Below are 25,462 nucleotides of genomic sequence, written 5' to 3'. Positions count from 1 at the left end.
ACAACCTGTCGCAAGCAGCTTGTTACTGATCAATTACCGCGTGATGCCGCTGTTTATGGCTATGTTCTTTAGCTAAGATCGCCAAAGCACAGAGCACCACAAAGGTGGCCGCATTGGCCGGAATTTGCAGATTAAAATCACTTAAACTATGAATCAGCAAAGACACCAAGCCCATACACACACCCAACGCCAAACCCGCCCGATACTCTGAGCGCGACTGCCACAACGCCCGCAGCCCAAACCACAAACAACCCAGCACAAATAAAGCCAACAAACCTGTAGCCACTGCGCCGTACTCAATCACAAACTGCAAATAATCATTATGCAAATGATCAAAATGCAAACGCACCGCCGCACTGCTGTACTGGGAAAATACCGACTCAAAACTACCGGCTCCCTGCCCCAACAGCAGCTTGTCTTGGGCCAACGGCAGCGCATCACTAAACACCTGGCCTCGAATCTCATTGGCCTGCTGAATAACCTCCACCTCACCGCGGCTATTGGTGGCGACTTGATCCACTAAACGGGTACTAACAATGCGATCTTTTAACCGCTCAAGGCCAAAATACTGACTCACCACCAAGGTATCGATCAGAATAATACTGAGCAAAATCAAAATATTACGCTTACGGTTTTGCTTAGTGCGGATCACAAACAAAGCACCCACCGCCAGCAACGCAATAAAAAACGCCGAGTTGCCCCCTCGCGAGCGACTCATCACCAAGGCAATCACCATAATCACCAAGGCTAAACGCAAGCGCGCCTTCGGCCCCATAATTAACTCAATAAAATTGGCCCAACTAAAACGCTCGTTACTGCGCAGCGCCATTAACAAACCAATGCCACAGCCTAGGGTTAACTCTAAATAACCGGCAAAATGGTTACGGTTAACAAAGGTACCCGTGGCTACCCCTTTGCTCACCTGGGTGATCCCTAAAAACGACCACTCGATACCAGACAGCGCCATAAAAGCACCATAAAATGCCTGAGCAATGCCACTGACCACTAATACAGCCAGCAAACTATTTAAGCGCTTACGCTCGGCAAATAAACCAACCACCAACAAAAACAACAGGCTATAGGCCAGCCCTAAGCCCAAATACAACACAGTGCGCCCTGCATCAGCGGTTAACCCCAAACTTAACTGCAACGCGACCCATAACTGCACTAACAGCAACACCCCAAACCAAGGTAAAGCCGCCAGCAACGCACGACTGGCACGCCATTGGCCACGCCACAGGCCCCAAGCAAAACCGATGCTTAAGCCAGCCACGGCAATCAGCAACAATGCCATCGACCACAAACGGTTACTGCCCCAAGGTAACGGCAACCACAGCAGCAAGCCTAAAACACCGGCTACTAAACTGCGCTCAAGTAATCCCGAAGTACGGCTCATGCTTGTGGCTCCTTAGCTGCTGGGCACGGAGCACGCTGATCAGCTAACTGGCGACATAACCAAGGCAAGCGCTGTAACTCGCTGGCTAAGGTAAATAAACGTTTACGACTACTGGGCCCATAGGCATGGGTTTTATGCATACTGCGTAAGACTAACCCTTGATCAGCAGCGGTTAGATGATCCCAAGCAATTAAACCAATTTCCGCCACCCGGGCATTAATCGGATTGCGCTCAGGCCCATAGACTTGGGCCAAACTAAGCGCATGGCTAAATTCGGCATCTAATTCATTGGCTACTAACTTGGCATAAGCCAAACCCACCCAAGCAAACGGCCACTGGGGGCGTAACTGCGTGGCTTGGCGAAACTGGCTAATGGCTTGCTGCTGGGCGGCAAGTTGCGCCACTTGCTGATGCTGAGTGCTTAACTGCTGGGCGCGCCACTGCCAAAAATAACCCAACTGCTCTTCAAGCTGACCATTAGCCCCAGGATACCAAGCCTTAGCCTGCTCGGCCGCGGCTAAGCCCACCTGCCATGCTTGCTCACTGGGGATTTGCCGTTGCTGCTCCCAACTGGTTAAAAAACGATTGGCTTGATAGCTCTTAAAGGCCGAGACCAGCAAACGCCCGCCCAACCACAAACTGCCCAAGGCTAAACAGGCTATCAGCCCAGCCAATAACAGCCGCTGCCTAGGGCTTAACTCAGATGAGCGGCGACGCGATTTGCTGTAAGTGCCAGTGAGTGCCATTAGCCTGCACTGCCTGTAGCGGTAGAGGCGGCAAACTTAGACTGCGCCAGTTGCCAAGGATTATCCTGCACCAGTTTATAGGCTTCGGCCTCGCCCAGCAGTGCACTAGCGGCGGCTAAACCTTCAGATAACACCGGTGGACGATGCTCTAGGTTATGGGCATCACTGGCTAAAATCGTTACCAAACCTTCGCTTAAAAAGCGCTCGGCTAGGTCTTGGGCAGGCTGGCCAAACCGCCCCGCTACAGAGCCCGCTGTTACTTGAAATAAACAACCTTGCTGCACCAAGGGTTTGATTTTGCTTGGATCACGCAGTAACGCTTTATTACGTTCGGGATGGGCAATCATGGGCTGAATACCCTGTTGCAATAACCATTGGGTTAAGCGCTCGGCGCCAAAGGGTAACTCACCATGGGGAAATTCTAACAGTAAGACTGGGCGCTGCTGCCATAGCCCTAAAAAAGGAATCTGTTGCTGCTTAACCGCTAGCATAAGCTCCATGCCAAAACGCACTTCCGCTGCGGCACTCACCTGCAACGCTAACTGTTGCTCGGCTAAGCCGGCACGCAGCTCTGCCAATGCTTGCTCAATAGTTTGTGGGGTATTGTCATACCGCCCTGGATGAATATGTGGAGTACAGACCATATGGGTAATGCCATCTGCTAATGCAACCTTAGCCAACTGCAAAGCAGTGGCTAGATCTGGCGCACCATCATCAATACCTGGTAACAAATGGCTGTGTAAATCAATCACGTGGCTTTACCCGCAACGTGCCTTAGGCACCCTAAATTTAAGTTAGCTTCCCTGCTAACCCGCGAGCCCTAACGGCTCGCGAGTTACCTGTAAGGTACAGAGAGGCAGCCTTAGCTGTTTTTACTATCCTTGCTGTAACCATAGTAGTCATAGTAACCACCATAGCTATAGCCCTGTTTTTTAGCTTTTTTAACGTCTACCTGGTTCAACACCACACCGGTCACCGGCACATTATGCTGCAGCAACTGGCCTACACCTTTTTGTACCAATGGAATGGCGGTGTCGTCATGTTTCACTACATAGATCAACGCATCAGCTAGCGAACCTACTACCAAGGCATCACTAACCGCTTGGGTTGGCGGTGAGTCAATTACAATGCGGTCATAGTGCTCGGACAACTGCTGAATTAGCTGGGCAAAGCGCTCGCTCGACAGCAGCTCCAATGGGTTTGGCGGTACCGTACCGGCGCTGATCATATCAACCCCATTAATCTGCTGAATCGCTTGCTCAGGCTCGGCAGTTCCAGCAATCAGATTCGCCAACCCAGGGGTGCCTACGGCCAGATCAAAGTTTTTTGCCAACGTTGGACGGCGCATATCGGCATCAATCAACAGTACTTTTTCTACTTGAGCTAAAGCCGTAGCAATACTGGCCGATACCGTAGACTTACCTTCACCTGGCACGGTTGAAGTTATCAACAGAATTTTTTGCGCACGATCTAAACCAGCCAACACCACACTGGTGCGAATGCTGCGTACCGACTCAGAGAAACTATGGTTAGTATCAGCGGCAAATAAGTGAGCTAATTGTTTGCGATCATGCTTTTTAATCAGCGGCAACAAACCCAGCACCGGCAGATTCAGCTTTTGCTCAACATCTTCAGGTGATTTAAAGGTGTTGTTAAGCATTTCAAGCAACAGACTTAAGCCCACGCCGACTAAGCCAGCTAAGAAGGTAGCCAGTAACACAATTAAGGCTTTTTTCGGTTTAACCGGTGTCTTTGGCACCACTGCTTTATCTACCACGCGCGCATTAGCGGTATCTAAGTCGCTGGTAGCAGTGGTTTCTTTAATTCGGGTTAAGAAGGTGTCATACAGCGCCCGGTTGGTATCCACTTCACGCTGCAACTCGCTGAGCTGGAACTCTTTACGAGAAATATTTTGAATCTGCGCTTTGTTTTCGTTTACTGAGCTACGCAGAGACTGCTCGTTAGCCACCGCCAAACGGTAGTTACGCTCAATTGCCGCAACCACCTGCTCGACTTGGCCACGCAAACTAGCCTCGGCTGCGGCTAACTCAGTACGGGCCGCTTCCATAGTGGGGTGACGGGCACCGTAACGCTTAGACAGCTCATCAATTTTGGCTTTGGCGCGGGCTTCATCCACTTTAAATTGCTGAATCAGGGGATCACCTAATACAGCAGATACTGTGGCCAATTTACGCCAGCCGCCGCTTTTCATCGATTGTACTTGGCGATACAAGCTTTCAGCTTCGGCACGATTACGGCGGGCATCCACCATGCGATCACTGGTAGCAGCTAACTCTGCGGCGCTAATGGTGGCTACACCACCCACATCCACTAGATTTTCTTTTTCGCGGAACGCTTGCAGCGCGGTTTCGGCTTCTTTGAGTTTACTGCGCAGCTCGCCTAAACGGCTGTTCATCCAGCTGCTGGCAGAGGCTGACATTTCCATGCTGGCCTCTAGCTGGCTTTCAATAAAGCCTTGGGCTAAGCGGTTAGCAGCTTGGGCAGCCATACGCGGATCTGCCATATCTACTTGCACCTGAACTAGCTGACTTTTACCTTGCGGCTCAATAGTTACTCGCCCCATAAAGTTAGCAACTACACGCTCAAAAATCTGCTCATCAGTGAGCTCTGGCTGCTCTTCTAAGTCCTCTGGAAACACTCCAGGTACTAAGGAGTTTAAATTTACGCTACTCAACCAGCCTTTAACGTCAATTAATGGTGCTTTTTGTTGACGTGGATCAAATTCGGGATGGGTGATTAAGCCCAGTTCACGCACTACCCGCTCGGCTAAGGAGCGCGATTTTAGCAATTCGAACTGCGTTTGCATGTACTCATTGCCACTGCCTTCTAAGCCATAGACTTGCTCAATCGACACCACCTTGGCTTGTTTTTGCTCAATCAGCAGCGTGGCAGCAGCACGATAAATAGGCGTTAGGCTTAACACAATCAGCACCGTGACCATCGCGACAACGAGGGTTAAGGTGATAATGCTCCATTTACGATTCCAAATGGTTTGCCATAGTTTTAATAAATCAATTTCATCATCGTCTTGCTCGACAGCGAGCGGACGGTTAGCAAGTTGCTGATTGCTTTCCATAAGAGGTAACTCAAGCTAGTAAGATGGCTTAGCGGTTTAGCCGCCAATGACTAAACCCTGAACAACAGTGCAAGCGGATTAAAAGAATCCCTGATCAATATTGATCGTATCGCCTGGCATAACCGGTGAATCTAGGGTCACCCGAACCGGTTTGCGCCCAGGCTCATTATCACGCACCACGGTAATCCGGTTAGTAGAGGCACGCTCAGTTAACCCGCCAGCTAAGGCAATCGCCCGACGCAGGTTTAATCCTGGCTGATATTTATAGCCGCCTGGCTGCTTAACCTCACCACTGATAAAAAACTCGCGGTACTCTAAAACACTAATAGAAACACGCGGATCGACTAAAAAGTCACCCTGCAAAGCTGCGGTTAGATCGCCTGCTAACTCGTTAGCAGTTTTACCACGCGCACGTACTTCACCCAGAAACGGATAAGAGAAAGTACCCGCATCAGTTAAACGAATCTCTTCAAAGCTAAGGTCTGGCTCACCAAACACATGAACTCGAATGATATCGCCCGAAGCTAACTTATAGGTCGAGTTTTCACCTAAGTTTTGCGCTAGTGCAGCTGAGCTAGAAATCACCAAGCTCAACATTGTCATTACCAAGGTAAAAAACAGTCCAAAGGTATAGCGTAGTGCCATGATCTATGTCTCTAAATTAAATAGCCCAATTAGCCATGTATTATTATTGGCTAGCACCATAGTAAACGGCGGCTTAAAACAACATCAACAGTACCCATTAAAAAGTGCACGGCCTGAAAAGACCGTGCACTTAAGCACTATTACAGACTCGCGTTAAAGGTTAACGCGTAAATATTACGCTTATAGTCGCGCGAAGAGATATTTGAATCATTTTCACGGTGGGTGTAGCCTAAACCAACATCCAACCAGCGGCGCATTTCATAGTTCACGCCAATTCCATACTGATTGATTTTGTCATCTCGGCTAATTTGCTGATATTTACGGTCGGTACGAGTGTAATGCATCTTAGTCGATAAACGATCTAACCACCGATGATTCCAACCTACATGGTAAGCAGTGGTTTTAATACTACTACTTACATGCTCATTGATGTCTAAATCATCAACATCGTAGTAGTTAGTTCCCTCATCAAAACCACGGCGCAGTTTAAAATCAAAAGTAGAGTAAGTACGTGGCGCCCAAGCAACTGCAGCTTCCCACATGTTCATACTTTTATCCTTGTACACAGACTTATCGTAAGACTTTTTCTCACGACCTACCTTCACCGTACCCGTAGTTTTAGCTGTTGCCTCCCACGTCACACCCGCAAGCAATGCTTTGTTATCGCTATCACGACTGTTATTGCTCTTGTAGTCATAATCGGTATAACGCGCCTCTAACAAGGCTTTAGTTTTAGGAGCAACCTGATAATAACCCGTGACACCAAACTTGCTGGTATCTCGCTCTTTGTCTTTGTTTATCCGCTCACCATTTAGCCGACTATTATTGTCATAGCGCAGCTCTTCATAATTAGCTGCAAAATCAACTTGAGTACGTGCTGTGCGAGCACCAAAGGTGTACACCCCACCAATGTTTTTAGTGTTCCATTTATCATTACGATAAAATTCATTATCTGATGCTGTATCTTCCATTTTGTGATAACCAGCATCAAGCACTAAACGATTCTTACTGTTAAATTCAAAGCCTGCTGCACCTGTTAAGTGATGATTGGTGTGGTCATCGCTATGGCTTGAATGATAGATATTGCGCTCGGCTGAGTACTGTAACTGATAAGCACTCTTTGCTTGATCCAAGTTCAATGTAAAAGATGGCTGTAACTGAGTGATCCAGGAGGATTTACGATTTTTTTTGGTGGCATAAATATTGTCATCATGACGCTCTGCCAGTCTAAGTGTTGGCGTAAACTGAACGCCATCAGTTACTTGAATGCTTTGCGGGTCTAATGCGGATGCTGTACCACTGAAACCAATAGTAGCCGCTACTACTAAGGCAAGTTTGCTTTGCTTATAAGTCATTGTAAATTCCTTGGATAACTGTAAATAACCACTACTAGCTGACTAACTAAAGTTAGTCAGCTAAAGCTCAGCAAAATTAATTAGGGCTTGCTACAGAACCGGCTGGGTTACCACCGCCACCACTGCCACCAGCACTAGGAATGCTGTTGCTTGGCAAGGTAATACCACTTGTGCCAGTAGGAGTTAATCCAGCATCACCTAACGCAACGCGGATAGCTTCTTTGATTTGATCTGCTAAATGTGGTGAAGCTTGGATAGCTGCTGCTTCAATCGCTGCTGCTTGCTCTGGGTTAGCTGCGGCTAACTCAGCAATGATCGCGACTAACTCGTCACCCGTTGCGTCTGCAATTACTGCTGCTTGTGCAGGTGTTAACTCAACGCCAGCTGCTTGCAAAGCGTCTAGGGTGGCTTGATCTGCCATCGCTTGGCCTGCAAAAAGCGCTGCAACTAAAGATAATGCTGTGAATGATTTACGCATAATACTTCTCTTTAAGTTAAGTGGTTTGCAGGCCTTATGGTTTCAGCCCACATATGAATCAATCGAAGGCCTAATACACTCACTTGCACACTAGCAACCCTCGCTTTTCCTCTGATCAGTTTTTGGAAAAAAGTTGTCTCTTCCTAGATCAGAGCTCCCTTACTTCCCTGTCGCAGTACGCACTATACACGAACTGTGACAGCGTTAGTCTAGCGTAACAAACAAGCAGCTTATATCAAGCCACTCACAGCCTGTTACAACTTTTATGACTACAGCGCGAGCATTCTAGCCTTGAGTTTATTGCATTGCAAAGACAGATTGCGTCAATTCATAGATATTCGTCTATTTAATGCCAATAATTCCCGATACCGGATAGTTTCCCCCTTTATAAAAAGTTCAATGCATGATTGCTATTTTAAGCCTATGCTATATGCTTCTTGCTCCGAGAAGGTGAGTGGCGCGACCTTCTACGCCTTGCCTGTGTTTGTTGTACGAGAATAAAACATGTCTGAGAATACTAGTGTGCGCAGCGTGCACCAAGCGCATTGTCGAGACTGCAGTCTATCGACGCTGTGCTTACCCCTATCTTTAAACATGGAAGATCTAGACCTTCTAGACGATATCGTTAAACGTGGACGCCCCCTAAAAAAAGGCGAATACCTCTTCCGTCAAGGCGATACCTTTGCTTCGGTATTTGCCGTACGTTCAGGCAGCTTAAAAACCTATAGCGTATCTGATTGCGGTGAAGAACAAATCACCGGTTTTCACTTACCCAGTGAGTTTGTTGGCCTGTCGGGAATGGATACCGAGCTTTATCCAACCTCGGCGATTGCCTTAGAAACCACCTCAATCTGCGAAATCCCCTTCGAACGTCTCGATGAACTGAGCGCCACCCTACCCCAACTGCGCCGCCAACTAATGCGCATTATGAGCCGTGAAATTCGTGATGATCAGCAAATGATGATGCTGCTCTCGAAAAAAACCGCCGATGAGCGCATTGCCACCTTTTTGGTGAATTTATCCGCCCGCTTTAGCGCCCGCGGCTACTCAGCCACTCAGTTTCGTTTAGCCATGTCACGCAACGAAATTGGTAATTACCTTGGCCTAGCAGTAGAAACCGTATCCCGCGTCTTTACCCGCTTTCAACAAGCCGGCCTAATAGAAGCCGAAGGCAAAGAAATTAAAATCACTAACAACGAAGAGCTCTGCCAACTAGCCGGCGGCCCCGCGCAAAGCTGTTAGAAACTATTAATTAAACGCTCTTAAGCTGATCTTTTAAGAGCGTTTAATTAAGCTTTAGTCAGCCCCTGTTCAGCTTCAAGCCACAACCTAGCGCGCATTTTGTCCAAAACCCCACCTTTACTGGTGCATTTTTAGCTCGCTCTCACTCCGCAGCTGCCTGCCTTGGCTAGCGCCACATTCATTAGCAGCCATTTTAGCCACTCTGACACTATTTGATCGCGGCTAAATTGCCTCTATTCAGAATACAAGCAAGCGCCAATTGACTACCAGTAACTACTTTTTCCAGCGCAATAAAAAAGGCCACTTAATTGAAGTGGCCTTTTTGGGGAAATTATTGGTCGGGACGGAGTGATTCGAACACTCGACCCCTTGCACCCCATGCAAGTGCGCTACCGGGCTGCGCTACGCCCCGACGAAATCCTGAGCAAACTATGTTGCACCCGATTTACAGGGCGGGATATTAAGCCAAAGCCCAGGCTTTGTAAAGCCTACTTGGTCATCCAGCGCCCATTTACCTGGATATACTGCCCTGCGGGAGTTTTTTCTAGGGCTTTTTTACCCGCCATGCTTTCCACATCAGACAACTGAATGCTGTTTTGCTTAGCTAGGCGCTGATACTCTGCTTTACGTGCGGCATTAATTAAGCGGGCAATTTCTGCCGCATCGCCACTATTTTTAACCACTCCTAGATAACCATTAGGCTGTTCACCAACCAAACCGGATGACTTAGCCGCGCTTAAGGCACCCATTGCCCCATTTAAATCAAGCGCCCAAGCGGCCCCAGAAAGCGTCAAAGCCAGCAAGCCACCGATCATCATTTGCTTAAGTTTCATACTGCCTCCTTAGAACAGGCCACTGGATTCATCTAAAATATTATCGAGCGCCTTATCCACCTTGATATAGATTTCATGCTCAATTTTAACATTCAAGTTAATATTGATCGGCTCATTGGGTACTGCTAACTGCACGGTTGGGGTGCAGGCCATCAGCCCAGTTAGGACTACCGCTAGCAGACCCAGCTGCTGAAGCTGCCTCATATTATTTCCTCGCTCTATTTTCTAAGCGCTCTCGTACACGCTGCTGAATGGTATCGCTCACTTTACCACTTAATTGCAAGCTGGCTAACAATGCCGGAATATCTTCTTCTAAATTAATATTAAAATGGATCGGCCGCCCCTTTTCTAAATCGGGATTACGCCCTTCCAACCGCAAATTAAGCAATAAGCGCCCTGTTTCATTGTAATTAACCTGACCACTTAATAAATCATAATGAAAATCTTCAAGGGCATCGGTCACAATCCGCATCGCCTGATTCGATTGCCCCATGGCTTTAATTTTATCATTATCAAAACGCAAGTAACCGGGCGCTCGCGCCTTAATAAAGCCCTCTTCCACGGCAAAATGCTGCTGCTTTAAATCAAAATAAAAAGGTAAGCGACCATCTAAAATACCGGTTCCTTGCAAGCCTTCCGCCGGATAAACCCTAAGCAGCTCCTGAATATCAACCCCTTTAACTTCAGCAGTAAAGCGGCTTGTTTGATTAAATCGCAAATCACCTTGGGCCACACTGACCTGCCCCTTTAACAAACCAGCCGTAGCTTGCCGCCAAGCTAAATGGGTAGCCTCTACCTTAGCCAAGGGCACTTCAACCTTCAGCTGCTGCACTTGAATTGGCCCCAGTGGTACCCCTGGATCCAAATCTTTAACCTGCAAGTCAGCAACATTAAGCGTTAGCTGCTGTTTAGCTAAGCGGCCCGTTAACTGAAATGCCAAACCATTGAGCACACTGCGGTTAAACTCACCAGATAATCCAGCAGCGTTAGCACTGAAATTCAGCGTTAGCCCAGTCGCTGCGCGCCAGGTCAAATCACCTAAGGCAGCCAGTCGACCACTATTAATAATCAACCACTCAGGCCAGTAGCTGGGCAGCAACCGCTGAACTGGGTTCCCCCCACGAAAAAACACCTCATCTACAGCAAAGTTTCCAGTTAATGCCTGATTTTGATAGCGCCCCTTAAATTGACCGGCCAGCCCTTGAGCACCTTTAATTTGCGCCGAAAAAATGATGCTGGGCAGCTCACCACTGATATGCCCTATCGCCGTCCATGCCTGCTTACTTAGCCCAGGATAAGCCACTTGCCGAGCATTGAGATTAAGCGGACTATCTAACTGCGCAATGGCGTTGCCAGTAGTAGAGAGCTGCCACTGCAGATGCAGCTGAGAAAGATCGGCCTGCAAACTCGTTAGCTGCAAATCATCAACTTGCAGCTGCTTCATCAGCGCCTTTGAGCCCTTAGCTAAACGCAGCTGCCCCTGATTTTCAGTTATGACAAGGCTCGGCTGTACCTGCAACTCCAGCTGCTGCAACTTCAGGTCACTCGACTGCCAGCGCGGTAATTGCACCTTTAACTGAGCTTGATTGAGCTCGGCGCGCCACGGACTCTCAGCTAGACTGACTACTCCCTCAAGTTGCGCCTGGGTTGCGCCCTTGACTTCAGCACTCAACTTAAACTCTGAGTCAGTTAAGGACTGAGCCACCGCTGATGCATCACTACGCTGTTTAACTATCTGTAATTTAGCTTGAGTTGGCCTAAATTCTGTGGGCACAGCCGCTAATAGCTGAGGATTAATCTCACTTAGCGCTAACTCCACCTGCAAGCCATAAGGATGATAAAGATCCTCTTTGGCCGCCAAGCAAACCTGACCCTGCACCCGCAGCCAGTCGGGCGCCTTGACATCTAATTGCTGCAGCTCAAGCTGCTTAGGTAAATACTGCAACCACTGCTGCCAGCCAAGTGACTCTTGCTCAGATTCAGAGCTGACCTGTAACCACTCACCCCCAACCAGCTCACCAGCCAAGCGCCCCAGATAAAGGCGCTGCAAGGGATAAGCTTGATACAACCAATCCAGACGCAAATCCTGCACAGTGAAATGACTGCCCTGATAATTAAGCCGGAGCTGCTCAACTGTCAAGGCATGAGACTCTAGCTTAGCGCCCTGCCAGTCAATAAATAATCCGCTATGGGATAGCTGCTTTAAAGCCAAGCTAGCACCTAAAATCAAAACAGCTAACAGCAAAAAAACTGGCCAAAAAACTAAACGCAAGCACCACTGTAACCAGCACCATGGACGTGCCTGGGAGTGCGTCTGCTGCTTGCCTGCCATATTATCCTACCTATTTAAACCCAAAAAAAAGCCCCCAATTAAGGGGGCTTTTTGTACTAAATCTTAGTCACCTAAAATTTAGCGAAGTATTACTGCTGAACTTCAGCTTCTACTTCAGCTTCAACGCGGCGGTTGATCGCACGGCCTTCGCGAGTAGCGTTATCAGCTACAGGACGGCTCTCACCGTAACCTACTGAATCTACACGGTTACCTTCAACGCCTAACTCGTTAACTAATACGTTACGTACTGCGTTAGCACGACGCTCAGATAACTTCTGGTTGTAAGCTTCGCTACCTACTGAGTCAGTGTGACCTTCAACAGTAGTTGCAGTTTGTGGGAACTGCTTCATGAAGTCAGCGAGGTTTTGGATATCGCTGTAGCTGTCACGCTTAACTTGGTCTTTGTCGAAGTCAAATTTAACATCTAACTCAACGCGTACTTTTTCTGGCTCGATTGGGCAGCCATTAGCGTCTACCTGAGTACCTTCTGGGGTATCTGGGCAGAGGTCAACGTCATCACATACGCCATCGTTGTCGCTGTCGATGCACGCTACTGGCTCAACAGGAACTACTACTTCTTCAACTGCTTTAGGCGCGCCACCGAAGTTAGCACCTAAACCTAGACCTGCTTGCCACTCACCTTGGTGGTTATCAAAGCCGTACAGACCATCAACGCTTGCTTTAGCAAAGAGGTTTTCAGTGAAGTAGTACTTCAGACCAGCACCGATGTTACCGAAAGTAGTGTGGTCACGGCCGCTACGTGGCGCTAGGTTACTAATGCTCTGATGACCAACACCTGCTGAAACGTATGGGCGTAAACCAACACCTGGCTCACCAAAGTGATAAGCAGCATCTAAAGAGGTTAAGTTGCCCTTAACGTTTTTACGGCCACGAGTATCGCTCTCACGATCTTTAGAGCGGATGTCGTGGTACTCACCGTATGACAGTGCTAAAGATACATCGTCAGTTAAGAAGTAACCAACAGAACCACCGATTAGGTTACCGTTTTCCATGTTGCGTGTGCTGTCAGTGAAATAACGCTTCGCAAAAGCATCAACCTCAACTGCACCTTGGCCTTGTGCAAATGCACTCAAGGAAGACGCCGCGAGAATTGAGGCGATGGCCACGCCCAAGGTGTTTTTCAGCTTCATAGGTTATGTCCCCATTATGATATGTGGTTATTAATTAAATAGTATCACAGTAAGAATACACCCTTTTTAGGAAGGAAAAACATCCTGTTCGGGTGATCTTGCAATCAATCAGACCTCAATTCTATCAGAAAAGTTCTCTCGAAGTCGATCTATTGCCCTTTTGTAGCGCATTTTAGTCGCGCTTAAACCGAGTCGCATGATATCTGCAATCTCTTGAAACTCAAGCTCGGCAACGAATCTTAACACTAAAATTTCTTTATCAATAGGGTTAACGTAAGCTAACCAACGATCTAGCCCATTTTTTTCTTTATAGTCTGGCTCTACAGCTTCAGCATCCTCAGGCATATTAAGACTTAACGCATCCATCAGCCTTTTTTTACGCCGCTCTTTACGATACTGAGTAATACACTCGTTATAAGTAATGCTATATAGCCAGGTTTTAAATTTAGACTTACCCTCGAATTTTTTTAGCCCGTACAGGACTTTGAGCATTATTTCCTGACAGATATCATCGGCATCACGCTCATTACCTAAGTACCTTGCACACACATTAAATAGCGTTCCCTGATAGCGAGACATCAGGGCTTCATAAGCTTTTGTAATGTGAAAAAGCTCAGTTTTAGCGCGTTCAACCAGTTCTTCATCCGTCAATTCTGCAGGATCATAACTGACTGCAACAGACTTTATGTTCGACAAAATTAAAACCAATAAGTGATAGGAATGAATAAGCCAGTTCGCACTTAACGGCTTTTAACTTGCTGCTCTAACAGCAATTGATTAGACAAAGATACCCGCTGCCCCTGCTCTGTTATCAGTACGGTTTTAACGGTACCAATTTGTTCTATTTCACCCTCTACCTGATTAATCTCAATCCACTCACCGACCTCATATAATTCTCGAACATAAATACCAGCAATAATCTGCTTAGCGATTTCTTTACTGCTTAACCCTAACGCTAAGGCAATACCTAGGCCGACGGTCAATAAAATAATGGCAATAACATAGTTAAGTAGTTCTGTTTTAATATCTAACTGACCAATCGCCACCGAAATACTAACAATAATAACTAAGCCTTGCACTACACGCCCAAGTCCTGCGGCGTATTCAAGCCCCACACCTTCTGCAGCCCCGCGCACCATACCGCTTAGCAGTTGAGCCAGTAATACCCCGAACACCAGCACCAGCATTGAAGCGAAAATTTTTGGAATATACAGCGCTAGCACATCTAAGGTGGTTGAAATGCGTTCTAAACCTAAGGATTCAGCGGCGGCGACTAAAAACACCAACAGTACAAACCAGTAAAATACTTTACCAATCAGCTCTGAAACACCTGACTGCACGCCCACTTTAGCCATCAGCTTATTTAGGCCCGTGCCGGCCATTAAGCGATCTAAACCCAGTTTCGCCAATAGCTTAGAAATTAAAGTGTCTAGTAATTTAGCCACAATAAAGCCTAAGAGCACTAACACCACAGCGCCCAATAAGTTAGGAATAAAATTGACTATTTTTTCCCATAGTGCCGACATCGCATGCACTAATCCGGCCGTCCAAGAATCAAGCTTCATGACTACTCTCTGTTTCTAAAGATTTAATAAGGGCATCCGTACCTGTCTCGGTTTGACCTCGCGTCGTTTTAGCCGAGGCGGTTACCGGACGAATATGCGCCGAGCCACTGTGCAAGGCGATTACCGAGGCTTCTAACGCCCGGCCAAACAAACTAAACAATGCCGAAGCACCCACCTGCCGGTTGGCGCGCTTTAACACTTTTTTCAGTTTTTTTTGTTCACTGAGCGCAGGGGTTGGCCCTTGCCCCTCTTTAAATAGCTCGCCTAAGGTTTGCTCAAAGGCATCTTGCTCATGCATGCTTAGACTCCTCATTAATGGTCACACTTATAGCCAACGCAGAACGCGCAAGATCATAAACTGAATAGCGGCCAATCCGGCAATAATTAAACAGGCAATTAAAAACCCATGGCCTGCATCACTGCCCGGAATGCCGCCCACGTTAATCCCCAATAAGCCGGTGACAAAACTTAAGGGTAAGAAAAAAGCGGTTACCACCGCCAATAAATACATCACCCGCCCGGTACGCTGTTCGCGCTTACGGCGCTCAGAGTCTAAAATAAAGCCTACTCGCTCTTTGCACAGATCCAGCTCTTCTAAGCAACGAATCAGCATGTTACTGATTTCATTCCAATAGGGTCGAGTGCCTTTGTCAAACCAAGCAGGCTGTGCCTTGGCCAAAGCAGCAAAGAGATCTTTCATCGGTGCTAAATAACGACGCAAATTGGCTGAATTACGTCTAATCTGCAGCAACTCTTGATGATCAGGCTCATACTTTTCTTCTTGATCGACTCGCAGCTCTTGCTGATCGACAAATTCGGCCAGCGCTTCTACCGCATGATCGATTTGCTCGGTGGCTTCACGTATCAAAAGTAGCAAGAGTTCAGCTGTGGTTTTGGGGCCTAACTTTTCTTTAAATAGTTGCTTCAAGCCATCACCAAAAACTGCACCAGGCTGAGCAAAAGACAACACCACTTGCTCGGTACAACGCACCCTAACTGAAAAGAGCTCACTGCTATCGGCCCGAGCCTTGGGTTGAATCACGCGGGAAAACAACAACAAGGTATGCTCGGTTAACGCCAAAAAACGCGGCCGAGTCGTTTTTTCTAGGAGCAACTGGCGCTCAAATCGACTGATACTGTGACTGGCTTTAAGCCAAGCCGCAGTGGCTGGTTGCTGCTTATCCCAATGCAGCCACAGCGTTTCATCAGCCTGCAGCTCAAGGTTTGCTAATTGTTGATACTGAATAGAACGGGCGCCCCCTTGCCCATTCAACACCCAACCCTTTAATAAAGGTTTGGCGTTATCTTGCAGCATTACTTCAGGGGCGCTCATTGACTGGTGACTTAGAGCTTAAGCTCGGTAGGAGATACAATAATGCCGTTATTGTCGGCATAGACGTACTCACCAGGTTTAAAAGTGACGCCACCAAAGGTTACTTCAACGTTTAAATCACCAATATCGCGCTTATCGGTTTTCATTGGGTGGCTAGCCAGTGCCTGAATACCTAAATCGGTTTCTGCCAAGACATCCACATCACGCACACAGCCATAAATGATGATTCCAGCCCAGCCATTTTTGGCTGCTTTAGCTGCTAACATATCGCCTAATAACGCGCGACGCAGCGAACCACCGCCATCAACCACCATCACTTTACCTGCGCCTGGCTGATCAACCTGGGCTTTAACTACTGAGTTATCCTCGTGACACTTGACCGTCACAATCTGTCCACCGAAAGCATCACGGCCACCAAAATTGGCGAACATTGGCTCAACCACTTGTACGTGTGGATACTCATCGCATAGATCAGGGGTAACAATATTCATGAACGTCTCCAGTTTAGGTAAAAAGCATCAATTGGTGGCGTTGAGATTGGCCAACAGCAATGGCCAGATTTCTTGTTGCGCCGATCGACCAATCAATAGCGAGTGATGATTATAGTCTTGCCGATAGCCTTGTTCCAAGGACAGACACTGATAGCTTTGCCTTTTGCCTAATACTTGCTGGGAAAATTGGGCGCAAGCTGCTACTGGATCACTCAAATCTGCAGCCCCTGAATAAGCAAAACCTTGCGCTACCCAAGGGCTTAAATCAGACACTGGCTGGCACTTAGCCTGATAACAAGCTAAAAAATACGCCAAATGCTGGCTCTGATTAGTCATGCCAGATAGCCCCAAACTTTCAGCTAAGCTCTGTCCTTGCTGCATACTGGCTTTAACCGCTGCAAAAAACTCTGGTTGCTGGTACTGATCCTGCACGGCTAACAGGGTCAAACTGTTAAACGGGGCGGCATCAGGAGTTGACCATGGGTCCTGAGCAGATATTGCTAACGCCTGTAGAGCCCGCGTCACTAATAAGCCGCCAAAAGAGTGAGCAATTAAATGCACCGGCGTTTGGCTTACAGCGAGCTGCCATAAAAACGCTGGCAAATAACGCTGCACTAATTGCTCGCCACTCACGACTAGCTGTTGCCATTCTGGAATCAACACCTGATAACCTGCCGCAGCAAGATAAGCCGCTAACCCTCGGCCGCGCCGCGATAACCAAAAGCCAGCATCACATAATAAGCCATGCCAAAGCACCACTAGGCCCTTGACCGGTCGTAGTGTTAAGGGCTGGGACTGCACCACTTTAATCAGTAACCGCGGCGCTGTTGGCAGCACCGGGGGTTGTTGAAAACAGTACTTAGTTATCTGTAACGGGGTTACTTCGGTCACGCAATTTTGCCTCCTCTAGCGGCTTCCGTGGTTTGATGATAGCCCGATGCCCTTAAGCCTGATAAAATCACCATTTTTCCGCAGTGTTTTGTAAAGGGCTATCCATGAGCAACAAGCAACCTTCCATAAGCTACAAAGATGCCGGCGTTGATATCGACGCAGGTGAAGCTTTAGTTGAACGCATTAAAAGCGTTTCCAAACGCACCTCGCGCCCTGAAGTTCTTGGTGGCTTAGGTGGCTTCGGCGCATTATGCGAAATCCCTGCAGGCTACCGCCAACCGGTACTGGTTTCAGGCACTGATGGTGTGGGTACCAAACTGCGCCTAGCCATGGACCTTGGCAAACATGACAGCATCGGTATCGATTTAGTCGCGATGTGCGTTAATGACCTCGTGGTTAGCGGTGCGGAGCCCTTATTTTTCCTTGACTACTATGCCACAGGCAAACTTAATGTGGATGTTGCTGCGCGGGTAGTGACGGGGATTGGCGAGGGCTGCGAGCAAGCAGGTTGCGCCCTAGTTGGTGGTGAAACCGCTGAGATGCCAGGCATGTACCAAGGCGAAGACTATGATCTGGCTGGCTTTTGTGTTGGTGTGGTAGAAAAATCTGACATTATTGATGGCAGCAAAGTACAGGCTGGTGATGTGATCATTGCCCTGCCTTCATCCGGCCCACACTCTAACGGCTACTCCTTAATTCGTAAAATTATTGAAGTCAGCCAAGCAGATATTAATCAGGTTGAACTAGAGGGCGAAAAGCTCGCCGACCTATTAATGGCGCCTACGCGGATTTACGTTAAACCTGTCCTTAAACTAATCAAAGAAACCGCAGCAGTGCATGCTATTTCCCACATCACTGGCGGTGGTTTACTGGAAAATATTCCACGGGTCCTACCTGAAAATGCCCAGGCAGTCATTGATATTGCCAGCTGGCAGCGCCCTGCAGTATTTGACTGGTTACAAGCCCAAGGCAACGTTGATGAAACCGAAATGCACCGTGTTCTAAACTGTGGTGTAGGGATGATTATCTGTGTGGCTGCAGATCAAGCAGAGACTGCGCTTGAGCACTTACGCGGTCAAGGCGAGCAGCCTTGGATTATTGGTCAAATCACCCCAGCGGACGCCGATGCGCCACGCATTGTTTTAAACAACCTAAAGAAACACTAATGCCCACTCACTCACCTTGTCGGGTAGTGGTATTAATCTCAGGGTCTGGCAGTAATCTGCAGGCCCTGATTGATACCGCGCAACAACAACCCGATCTGTTCTCGATTGTCGCTGTGCTCAGTAATCGCAATGAGGCCTATGGCTTACAGCGCGCCCAGCAGGCACAGATTCCCACCCATACCCTGAACCACACCGCCTTTGCTGATCGCTTAAGCTTTGATCAGGCGCTGATCGACACCCTTGATCAGTATCAGCCTGATTTAGTGGTATTGGCTGGGTTTATGCGAATTTTAACTCCTGAGTTTACTCAGCATTACGCTGGACGCTTACTGAATATTCACCCTTCACTTCTGCCGAAATACAAAGGTCTGCATACTCACCAGCGCGCCTTAGACGCCCAAGACCGTGAACATGGCTGCAGTGTGCACTTTGTAACTGCTGAACTTGACGGTGGGCCAACAGTCATACAAGGTGTTTTAACAGTACAAGCTGAAGACACTGCTGAGTCATTAGCCCAGCGAGTGCATCAAATCGAACACCAAATTTACCCACTCGCCGTGCAATGGTTTGCCCAACAGCGCTTGGTGCTTACCGCCCAAGGCGCCAGCCTAGATGGCCAACTATTACCTAGCAGCGGCAAACAATTATTCTATTAATCACTGGAGCATAAGTTATGCGTCGCCTATTGATTGGTTTAGCTTTTTCATTACTAAGCAGCGCCACCTTGGCTGCTGAACTTAAGCCCTTCCATGCCTCTTATACCGCTGACTTTAAACAACTGCCCTTTAGCGGCACCGCAGAGCGCTCCCTCAGTCAGCAAGCTGGGGACACTTGGCAACTAAGCTTTCAGGCTGCAATGATGGTGGCTAGCCTAAAAGAAAGCAGTACTCTTAAGCAAACCAACAATCAGCTAGTGCCATTGAGTTATGAATATAGCCGCAGCGGTTTAGGTAAAAGCAAAAAGATTAAACAGTCATTTGACTGGAGCGCCAAAACCGTGACCGGTTCAGAAAAAGGCAAAGCCATTAGCCTGCCCCTAACGCCCGGCTTACTGGATAAATCCACCTATCAACTGGCACTACAAGAAGATGTGGCAGCGGGCAAGAAAAGTATGCGTTATCGCGTAGTGGATGGCGATGATATTGATACTTACGAGTTTCGTGTGGTTGGCAGCGAATCAGTCAAAACTAAAGCCGGTCGCATTGAGGCCATTAAAGTTGAGCGAGTACGTGATCCTAGCCAAAGTAAACGCGAGACCCAATTATGGTTCGCCAAAGACTGGGATTACTTATTAGTTAGCTTACGCCAAGTAGAAAAAGACGGTAAAGAGTATCAAATCGTCTTAGAGCAAGCTGAAGTTGCTGGCAAGCCAGTAAAAGGTCGCTAACTCAAGATAACTGAATCACAACCACTGGCACTGCAAGCGGCGAGTTTTCGCCGCTGACTCGCGCTATATCTATATCAATCCACTGAACAACTAGCTATTTTTTTTGCTAAAAACAACTCTTAATCAATCTATGCCAACACCACTTGATCAATTTATTCAGGCACTGCAGCAGCCTAGCCACCGCTTTGCCGATACCTTAGCCTTTATTGCTCAGCATTATCATTATCACCCCTGCTCCTTTAGTAATGGGCCGCTGCATAATGCGGCTGGCGAAAACCAAGGCTCTTGCAAGATTTTCTCCTTGGCCCTACTTGAGCAGCTAAGCCAAGAACAGGCACTGCAAGCCTTTGGCGAGCACTACCAGCAGGTACTGGCCACCCCCAATGGGCAAGACCATCAAAATATCCGGCAATTTATGCTCAGTGGTTTTGCTGGTCTAAACTTTGCCCAGCCTGCGTTAAGTCGCCGCTAAATCGCCTCTTTCTCGCCTTGTAAGCTAAACGCTTAAAGTCTAGATAAAAAAATAGCCGATCAAATGACCGGCTATTGTTTATCTCGCAAAAGACAGTTTAGTCTTCGCGGTAACGACGCAGTTTTAGCGCTTTACCAGCAACTCGGGTGTCTTTTAACTTACCTAAGATGCGCTCTAGGCCATCTTCTGGCAGCTCAATCAAGCTGAACGTATCACGAATCTGAATCCGGCCAATCGCTTCACGGGCCAGCCCACCTTCATTCAAAATCGCGCCTAACAGGTTACGCGCAGCAATGCCATCGCGGGTACCTAAAGCAGTACGGCAACGTACTCGACCTTCAGCTGTTGGTAAATGTGGACGACGCTCGCGGCGCTCACCACGGCTTGAACGATCACCACGATCACCGCGCTCGCCTCGGTCACGGCGCTCACCACGGGCAGCCACTGGAATCACCGGCTGCTCTTTTTCTACGCCTTTTAAGGTAAAGGCTTGGCCTTCAGTGGCTTTAGCTAATAAAGCACCGGCCAATTGCTCAATGCTACAACCTAAATCCTGGGTCAGCTGAGTCAGCAGGAAGTTCTGCTCATCACTAATTGACTCTAAACGCGGTGCCAAGTCTTGCTGCAGGCGACGAATACGTGCCTGTAAGACAGTTTTTGCATCGGGCAAGGTCATTTCGGCTACTTTCTGACGGGTCACACGCTCAATCACTTGCAGCATACGACGCTCACGCGGCGTGACTAACAACAATGCACGCCCCTCACGACCGGCACGACCGGTACGGCCAATACGGTGCACGTAGGACTCTGGATCGTAAGGCATATCCACGTTAAATACGTGAGTAATACGCGGCACATCCAGGCCACGGGCAGCGACGTCAGTGGCGACTACAATGTTTAAGCGGCCATCTTTTAACGAGTCAATCACTCGCTCGCGCTGATTTTGCGCAATATCACCGTTAAGTGCTGCCACTTTATGGCCCTTAGCTTCTAAAGCCGAGGCTAAATCTAAAGTCGCCTGCTTGGTGCGTACGAAGGCAATCACTGCATCAAAGTCTTCAACTTCTAGCAAACGCAGCACGGCATTAATTTTCTGATCCGCATGCACCATTAAGTGGGCTTGCTCGATCCGCGCAACCGTTTGGGTTTTGCTGGCAATTTGCACATGTTGCGGATTACGCAGGTGCTTTTCGGCGATGCCACGAATTGAGCTAGGCAAAGTAGCTGAGAACAATACCGTTTGACGCTCAGCCGGCATGGCATTAAAGATTACCTCTAAGTCATCCATAAAGCCGAGCTTTAACATTTCATCGGCCTCATCAAGCACTAGGTGCTTAATGGTTCCAAGTAATTTGTCATTACGTCCAAGGTGGTCAACTAAGCGACCTGGGGTTGCCACAATAATTTGTGCGCCACGACGAATCGCCCCAAGCTGCGGGCCCATCGGTGCTCCACCATAAATGGCTACGACATTGACGCCAGGTAATTGCTTAGAAAAGCTTTCAAACGCAGTAGCTACCTGCAGCGCTAGCTCACGGGTCGGCGCCAACACTAAAACTTGTGGTTCGCGGCGGCTAGGATCAATTTTCGATAAAATCGGCAAGGCAAAGGCTGCAGTTTTACCGGTACCGGTTTGCGCCTGACCAATCATATCGTGGCCAGCAATAATCAACGGAATTGATTGTGCCTGAATAGGGGAAGGTTCTTCGTAGCCAACTGCAGTAATAGCTGCAACAACAGAAGGATGAATGCCGAGTGCGGAAAAACCGCCGGTTTCTTGGGTCATGGATATGCCTCGTGTGCATTCGCAAAAACCCATAAACGAGGCTGCGCACTCCGTGAAAGATTCATCAAGAATCACCCAGGCAGCTTATCGGCGAGTGTTTGCAAAACGCGGTAAATGAAATGGTAAAACGTTAAGGACGCTAGTCACTGTAATACGTGCTAAGCGAAGCAGTCGAAGATGCTCTTCGAAGAAATGCAACCTGAACGAAGGCTCTTTATTAGAGCGGCGCGAAGTATAGCGCAGTTATTCTAATAAGTCAGATGTTTTTTCTGTTTCACCCAAGAGTCCTTGGCTGAAGCGCTGCGCAGGCCAGCTAAAAATTCGTGCTGGACTGCTACATTTTGTCCAATTAGAAAAAATTATGCGCCTTCTGCGGCTAAAGTCTATAAAATGTCGATTTTTTTGCACACGATAAAATTAGGTCTTGTTATGGAACATCCGTTACACCCTACTGATACACCAGAGCAGTTGGATAATAAAATCGTTCGCGGTTTAATCATTTGCGCCCTTGCGGTGCTTGCCTCTTGGGCGACTTATCGCTTTCTGCCGTTTGACGATTCAGCCAATAAAGGACTGGCGCTGTTAGTACTGATTGCCATCTTATGGCTCACTGAAGCGATCCATGTGACCATTACTGCGCTGTTGATTCCTGTCACCGCTGTGCTAATGGGCATTCCGGATATGGATACCAAGCAAGCTTTAAGCGCTTTTGCTGATCCGATTATTTTCTTATTCTTTGGTGGCTTTGCCCTTGCCTCTGCCTTACATGTGCAAAAGCTAGATAAGAAAATCGCCTTTTGGTTAATTTCTTTGTCAGGTTCACACTTAGGCATTACCGCACTCTTTATGTTTGCTGTGACAGCGCTCTTATCCATGTGGATCAGTAATACCGCCACCGCTGCCATGATGCTGCCTTTAGCCATGGGGATTATGAGTCACCTCGATGCTAAAAACGAACGCTCGACCTTCTTATTTATTCTCTTAGGTATTGCCTACTCGGCCAGTATTGGTGGGCTAGGTACTTTAGTTGGCTCACCGCCTAACGCGATTGCCGCCAAAGCCTTGGATTTAGATTTCAGCCAGTGGATGAGTTATGGCCTACCCTTAGTGGGAGTACTGATGCCGGTCATGATGCTGGCTTTATTTTTAGTTTTTCGGCCGAACCTAAACCGTAAAATCGAAGTAAAAACCGAGAGCATTCCTTGGACCACTTCGCGCGTGATTGCGATGACTATTTTCTTGATCACCGCCGCCGCTTGGATCTCTGGCTCATGGATTAAAAGCACCTTTAATATTGCCAGCCCCGACACCTTTGTAGCGCTCTGCGCCGCGATTGCGGTGGTGGTGTTTGGCGTTTCGAATTGGCGACAAATCTCCGACAATACCGACTGGGGCGTACTCTTTCTATTTGGTGGTGGCTTAACCCTCAGCGCGATTTTACGTAGCTCAGGTGCCTCAGCCGTACTGGGTGATCAAGTAGCGCACTTTTTTGGCAGCGCCAGCCCACTGGTGATTATTATCGCCGTGACCACCTTTATTATTATTCTGACCGAGTTCACCAGTAATACAGCTTCCGCTGCACTATTAGTGCCAGTATTTGCTGGCATTGCTGAAAAAATGGGCATGCCAGCTTCAGTGCTAGTGATGATGATCGGTATTGGTGCTTCCTGTGCCTTTATGTTGCCGGTAGCGACTCCACCGAATGCGATTGTGTTTGGTACCGGCGTGATCAAACAAAGCGATATGCTCAAAGCCGGTGGCTTATTAAATATCCTGTGTATTGTGATTCTCTCAGCTTGGGGTTACTTGTTTTTAATGTAACGGCAAATAGCACTCGGCTTCTGAGTTTGCCACTTGAAGCCGAGTCTTCACCTTCAGCCGCACGTCTCCCCAGCAATAATTTTTTGGTGAGCACTGACTTCAGATTCACTATTTTCTGCTAGGCTTAAGTCCCCTTTAATCCCTAGGAAGATTCCATGTCCTTAACCATTGCTCTGTATCTTATTGCAGGCTTTATCTTATTAGTGATCGGCGCCGAAGTGCTGGTGCGTGGCGCAGCGCGCCTGGCGGCCGGCTTTGGTATTTCCCCTCTTATTGTGGGACTGACGGTGGTAGCCTTTGGCACCAGCGCCCCAGAAATGGCCGTTAGTACCCAATCAGCGTTTAATGCCCAAGGCGATATTGCCATTGGTAACGTAGTGGGCAGCAACCTGTTTAACGTCCTGCTGATTCTTGGGCTGTGCGCCGTGATTGCCCCTTTAGTGGTTTCTAAGCGTTTGGTCATAGTGGATGTGCCGCTGATGATTTTAGCCAGTTTACTGGCATGGTTTTTGGGCTTTGATGGCCAATACGATCGCTTAGACGGCGCCATCTTGTTCGGCTGTATTGTGGCCTATACCGGTTACCTGGTCGTGAGCAGTATTCGGGCAAAACAACGGGGCGAAGCGGTTGAGGTGGATGACGAGTACCTTGATGGCAGCAGCGGCAAATTCACTACGTTAAAGCACCTGGCCTTTATTATTGTTGGCCTAGTGATGCTAGTGGGCGGCTCGACTTTACTGGTCAATGGCTCGGTGAGCCTAGCGAAAGCCTTAGGTATGTCTGAACTCGTCATTGGTTTAACCATTGTTGCCGTAGGTACTTCCCTGCCTGAGCTTGCCACTTCGCTAATCGCCGCGATTAAAGGCGAGCGTGACATGGCGGTGGGTAATATTGTCGGCAGTAACCTGTTTAACCTGCTGGCAGTTTTAGGCTTAGCCGGTTTGGTCTCACCAATTCCAATTAACATTTCACCCGCAGCGATTGCCTTTGATTACCCGGTGATGATTGTGGTGGCGGCGGCTTGCTTACCGATTTTTTATACTGGCTGGAAAATTAGTCGCTGGGAAGGCCTACTGTTTTTAGGTTATTACGCCGCCTATACCTGCTACTTGATTTTTAATGCCCAAGGTAATCCAGCTGCACATTCTTTACTGGAGATCACTCTGTGGTATCTGGCACCCCTAACCTTAGCTATTTTGCTATTCACCAGTGTTCGGGCGTGGCGCTTACAAGCTTAAGCATTAATCCTCAGCAAACAAAAAATCCCCAGGCCTA

General features: G+C 48.1%; 25 protein-coding genes and 1 tRNA gene. 7 read left to right on the top strand and 19 right to left on the bottom strand.

Annotated features, from left to right (window positions below; translation table 11 throughout):
* Window positions 1–22 precede the first annotated feature (22 nt).
* The 7 genes from AC2T15_RS03880 to AC2T15_RS03850 form a co-directional block, all read right to left on the bottom strand.
* Complete coding sequence (locus tag AC2T15_RS03880) at window positions 23–1,396, bottom strand: O-antigen ligase family protein (RefSeq protein WP_486778787.1); 1,374 nt, start codon at window positions 1,394–1,396, stop codon at window positions 23–25.
* Entirely contained in the window at window positions 1,393–2,142 is a 750-nt protein-coding gene (locus AC2T15_RS03875) for a hypothetical protein (protein WP_486778786.1), read from the bottom strand. Before AC2T15_RS03875 ends, AC2T15_RS03880 begins: the two co-directional genes overlap by 4 nt.
* The gene (locus tag AC2T15_RS03870; protein ID WP_486778785.1) at window positions 2,142–2,894 is read right to left on the bottom strand and encodes a tyrosine-protein phosphatase; all 753 of its coding nucleotides are present in this window, start codon (window positions 2,892–2,894) and stop codon (window positions 2,142–2,144) included. Before AC2T15_RS03870 ends, AC2T15_RS03875 begins: the two co-directional genes overlap by 1 nt.
* 110 nt (window positions 2,895–3,004) lie before the next feature.
* A complete protein-coding gene (locus AC2T15_RS03865) occupies window positions 3,005–5,239 on the bottom strand; it encodes a GumC family protein (protein ID WP_486778784.1) in 2,235 nt (744 codons plus the stop codon).
* Window positions 5,240–5,317: 78 nt separating this feature from the next.
* Window positions 5,318–5,884, bottom strand: coding sequence for a polysaccharide biosynthesis/export family protein (locus AC2T15_RS03860; RefSeq protein ID WP_486778783.1), 567 nt, complete (start codon window positions 5,882–5,884; stop codon window positions 5,318–5,320).
* A gap of 140 nt (window positions 5,885–6,024) precedes the next feature.
* A complete protein-coding gene (locus AC2T15_RS03855; RefSeq protein ID WP_486778782.1) occupies window positions 6,025–7,239 on the bottom strand; it encodes an outer membrane beta-barrel protein in 1,215 nt (404 codons plus the stop codon).
* Between the two features lie 76 nt (window positions 7,240–7,315).
* Window positions 7,316–7,717 (bottom strand): hypothetical protein, encoded by a 402-nt coding sequence (locus AC2T15_RS03850; RefSeq protein WP_486778781.1) that lies wholly within the window; start codon window positions 7,715–7,717, stop codon window positions 7,316–7,318.
* A 504-nt stretch (window positions 7,718–8,221) separates the two neighbouring features.
* On the opposite strand from AC2T15_RS03850, the gene fnr reads away from it, so the two are divergent.
* A complete protein-coding gene (fnr, locus tag AC2T15_RS03845) occupies window positions 8,222–8,959 on the top strand; it encodes a fumarate/nitrate reduction transcriptional regulator Fnr (RefSeq protein WP_486778780.1) in 738 nt (245 codons plus the stop codon).
* Window positions 8,960–9,294: 335 nt separating this feature from the next.
* On the opposite strand, the gene AC2T15_RS03840 is transcribed toward fnr, so the two are convergent.
* The 11 genes from AC2T15_RS03840 to AC2T15_RS03790 all read right to left on the bottom strand — a co-directional run bounded on the left by AC2T15_RS03840 (window position 9,295) and on the right by AC2T15_RS03790 (window position 17,555).
* Window positions 9,295–9,371, bottom strand: a tRNA-Pro gene (locus tag AC2T15_RS03840).
* Between the two features lie 76 nt (window positions 9,372–9,447).
* Window positions 9,448–9,792 (bottom strand): YdbL family probable chaperone protein, encoded by a 345-nt coding sequence (locus AC2T15_RS03835; protein WP_486778779.1) that lies wholly within the window; start codon window positions 9,790–9,792, stop codon window positions 9,448–9,450.
* 9 nt (window positions 9,793–9,801) lie between these two features.
* Entirely contained in the window at window positions 9,802–9,996 is a 195-nt protein-coding gene (locus AC2T15_RS03830) for a YnbE family lipoprotein (protein WP_486778778.1), read from the bottom strand.
* Between the two features lies 1 nt (window position 9,997).
* The gene (locus AC2T15_RS03825) at window positions 9,998–12,124 is read right to left on the bottom strand and encodes an intermembrane phospholipid transport YdbH family protein (RefSeq protein ID WP_486778777.1); all 2,127 of its coding nucleotides are present in this window, start codon (window positions 12,122–12,124) and stop codon (window positions 9,998–10,000) included.
* A gap of 89 nt (window positions 12,125–12,213) precedes the next feature.
* On the bottom strand, window positions 12,214–13,275 hold the full coding sequence (locus AC2T15_RS03820) for an OmpA family protein (RefSeq protein ID WP_486778776.1): 1,062 nt from the start codon (window positions 13,273–13,275) through the stop codon (window positions 12,214–12,216).
* Window positions 13,276–13,383: 108 nt separating this feature from the next.
* Entirely contained in the window at window positions 13,384–13,971 is a 588-nt protein-coding gene (gene sigX, locus AC2T15_RS03815; RefSeq protein ID WP_486778775.1) for an RNA polymerase sigma factor SigX, read from the bottom strand.
* A gap of 44 nt (window positions 13,972–14,015) precedes the next feature.
* Window positions 14,016–14,840, bottom strand: coding sequence for a mechanosensitive ion channel family protein (locus AC2T15_RS03810; RefSeq protein WP_486778774.1), 825 nt, complete (start codon window positions 14,838–14,840; stop codon window positions 14,016–14,018).
* Window positions 14,830–15,138 carry a CrfX protein gene (locus AC2T15_RS03805; protein ID WP_486778773.1) on the bottom strand — a complete coding sequence of 103 codons (309 nt, stop codon included), beginning with the start codon at window positions 15,136–15,138 and terminating at the stop codon, window positions 14,830–14,832. The genes AC2T15_RS03810 and AC2T15_RS03805 overlap by 11 nt, the downstream gene beginning before the upstream one ends.
* Before the next feature lie 27 nt (window positions 15,139–15,165).
* Window positions 15,166–16,173 (bottom strand): CorA family divalent cation transporter, encoded by a 1,008-nt coding sequence (locus AC2T15_RS03800; protein ID WP_486778772.1) that lies wholly within the window; start codon window positions 16,171–16,173, stop codon window positions 15,166–15,168.
* 11 nt (window positions 16,174–16,184) lie between these two features.
* Window positions 16,185–16,664, bottom strand: a complete 480-nt coding sequence (rraA, locus tag AC2T15_RS03795) for a ribonuclease E activity regulator RraA (protein WP_053101618.1) — start codon at window positions 16,662–16,664, stop codon at window positions 16,185–16,187.
* Between the two features lie 27 nt (window positions 16,665–16,691).
* Window positions 16,692–17,555 (bottom strand): alpha/beta fold hydrolase, encoded by an 864-nt coding sequence (locus tag AC2T15_RS03790; protein ID WP_486778771.1) that lies wholly within the window; start codon window positions 17,553–17,555, stop codon window positions 16,692–16,694.
* A 104-nt stretch (window positions 17,556–17,659) separates the two neighbouring features.
* Here AC2T15_RS03790 and purM point away from each other — a divergent pair, with 104 nt between their 5' ends.
* The 4 genes from purM to AC2T15_RS03770 all read left to right on the top strand — a co-directional run bounded on the left by purM (window position 17,660) and on the right by AC2T15_RS03770 (window position 20,580).
* Window positions 17,660–18,721 carry a phosphoribosylformylglycinamidine cyclo-ligase gene (gene purM / locus AC2T15_RS03785; RefSeq protein WP_486778770.1) on the top strand — a complete coding sequence of 354 codons (1,062 nt, stop codon included), beginning with the start codon at window positions 17,660–17,662 and terminating at the stop codon, window positions 18,719–18,721.
* The gene (purN, locus tag AC2T15_RS03780; RefSeq protein ID WP_053101615.1) at window positions 18,721–19,377 is read left to right on the top strand and encodes a phosphoribosylglycinamide formyltransferase; all 657 of its coding nucleotides are present in this window, start codon (window positions 18,721–18,723) and stop codon (window positions 19,375–19,377) included. The genes purM and purN overlap by 1 nt, the downstream gene beginning before the upstream one ends.
* 17 nt (window positions 19,378–19,394) lie before the next feature.
* Entirely contained in the window at window positions 19,395–20,108 is a 714-nt protein-coding gene (locus AC2T15_RS03775) for a DUF3108 domain-containing protein (RefSeq protein ID WP_486778769.1), read from the top strand.
* 130 nt (window positions 20,109–20,238) lie between these two features.
* On the top strand, window positions 20,239–20,580 hold the full coding sequence (locus AC2T15_RS03770) for a HopJ type III effector protein (protein WP_486779011.1): 342 nt from the start codon (window positions 20,239–20,241) through the stop codon (window positions 20,578–20,580).
* A gap of 97 nt (window positions 20,581–20,677) precedes the next feature.
* On the opposite strand, the gene AC2T15_RS03765 is transcribed toward AC2T15_RS03770, so the two are convergent.
* Window positions 20,678–22,366 (bottom strand): DEAD/DEAH box helicase, encoded by a 1,689-nt coding sequence (locus AC2T15_RS03765; protein WP_053105222.1) that lies wholly within the window; start codon window positions 22,364–22,366, stop codon window positions 20,678–20,680.
* A gap of 429 nt (window positions 22,367–22,795) precedes the next feature.
* Here AC2T15_RS03765 and AC2T15_RS03760 point away from each other — a divergent pair, with 429 nt between their 5' ends.
* Both AC2T15_RS03760 and AC2T15_RS03755 read left to right on the top strand, forming a co-directional pair.
* Window positions 22,796–24,187, top strand: coding sequence for an SLC13 family permease (locus tag AC2T15_RS03760; RefSeq protein ID WP_486778768.1), 1,392 nt, complete (start codon window positions 22,796–22,798; stop codon window positions 24,185–24,187).
* 155 nt (window positions 24,188–24,342) lie between these two features.
* Window positions 24,343–25,425 (top strand): calcium/sodium antiporter, encoded by a 1,083-nt coding sequence (locus tag AC2T15_RS03755; protein WP_053101607.1) that lies wholly within the window; start codon window positions 24,343–24,345, stop codon window positions 25,423–25,425.
* Window positions 25,426–25,462 lie beyond the last annotated feature (37 nt).

The organism is Thiopseudomonas sp. SA1F2-1K, assembly GCF_057443035.1.
The sequence above is the reverse complement of the archived record's forward strand: the minus strand, read 5'-3'. Positions and strand labels throughout refer to the sequence as shown.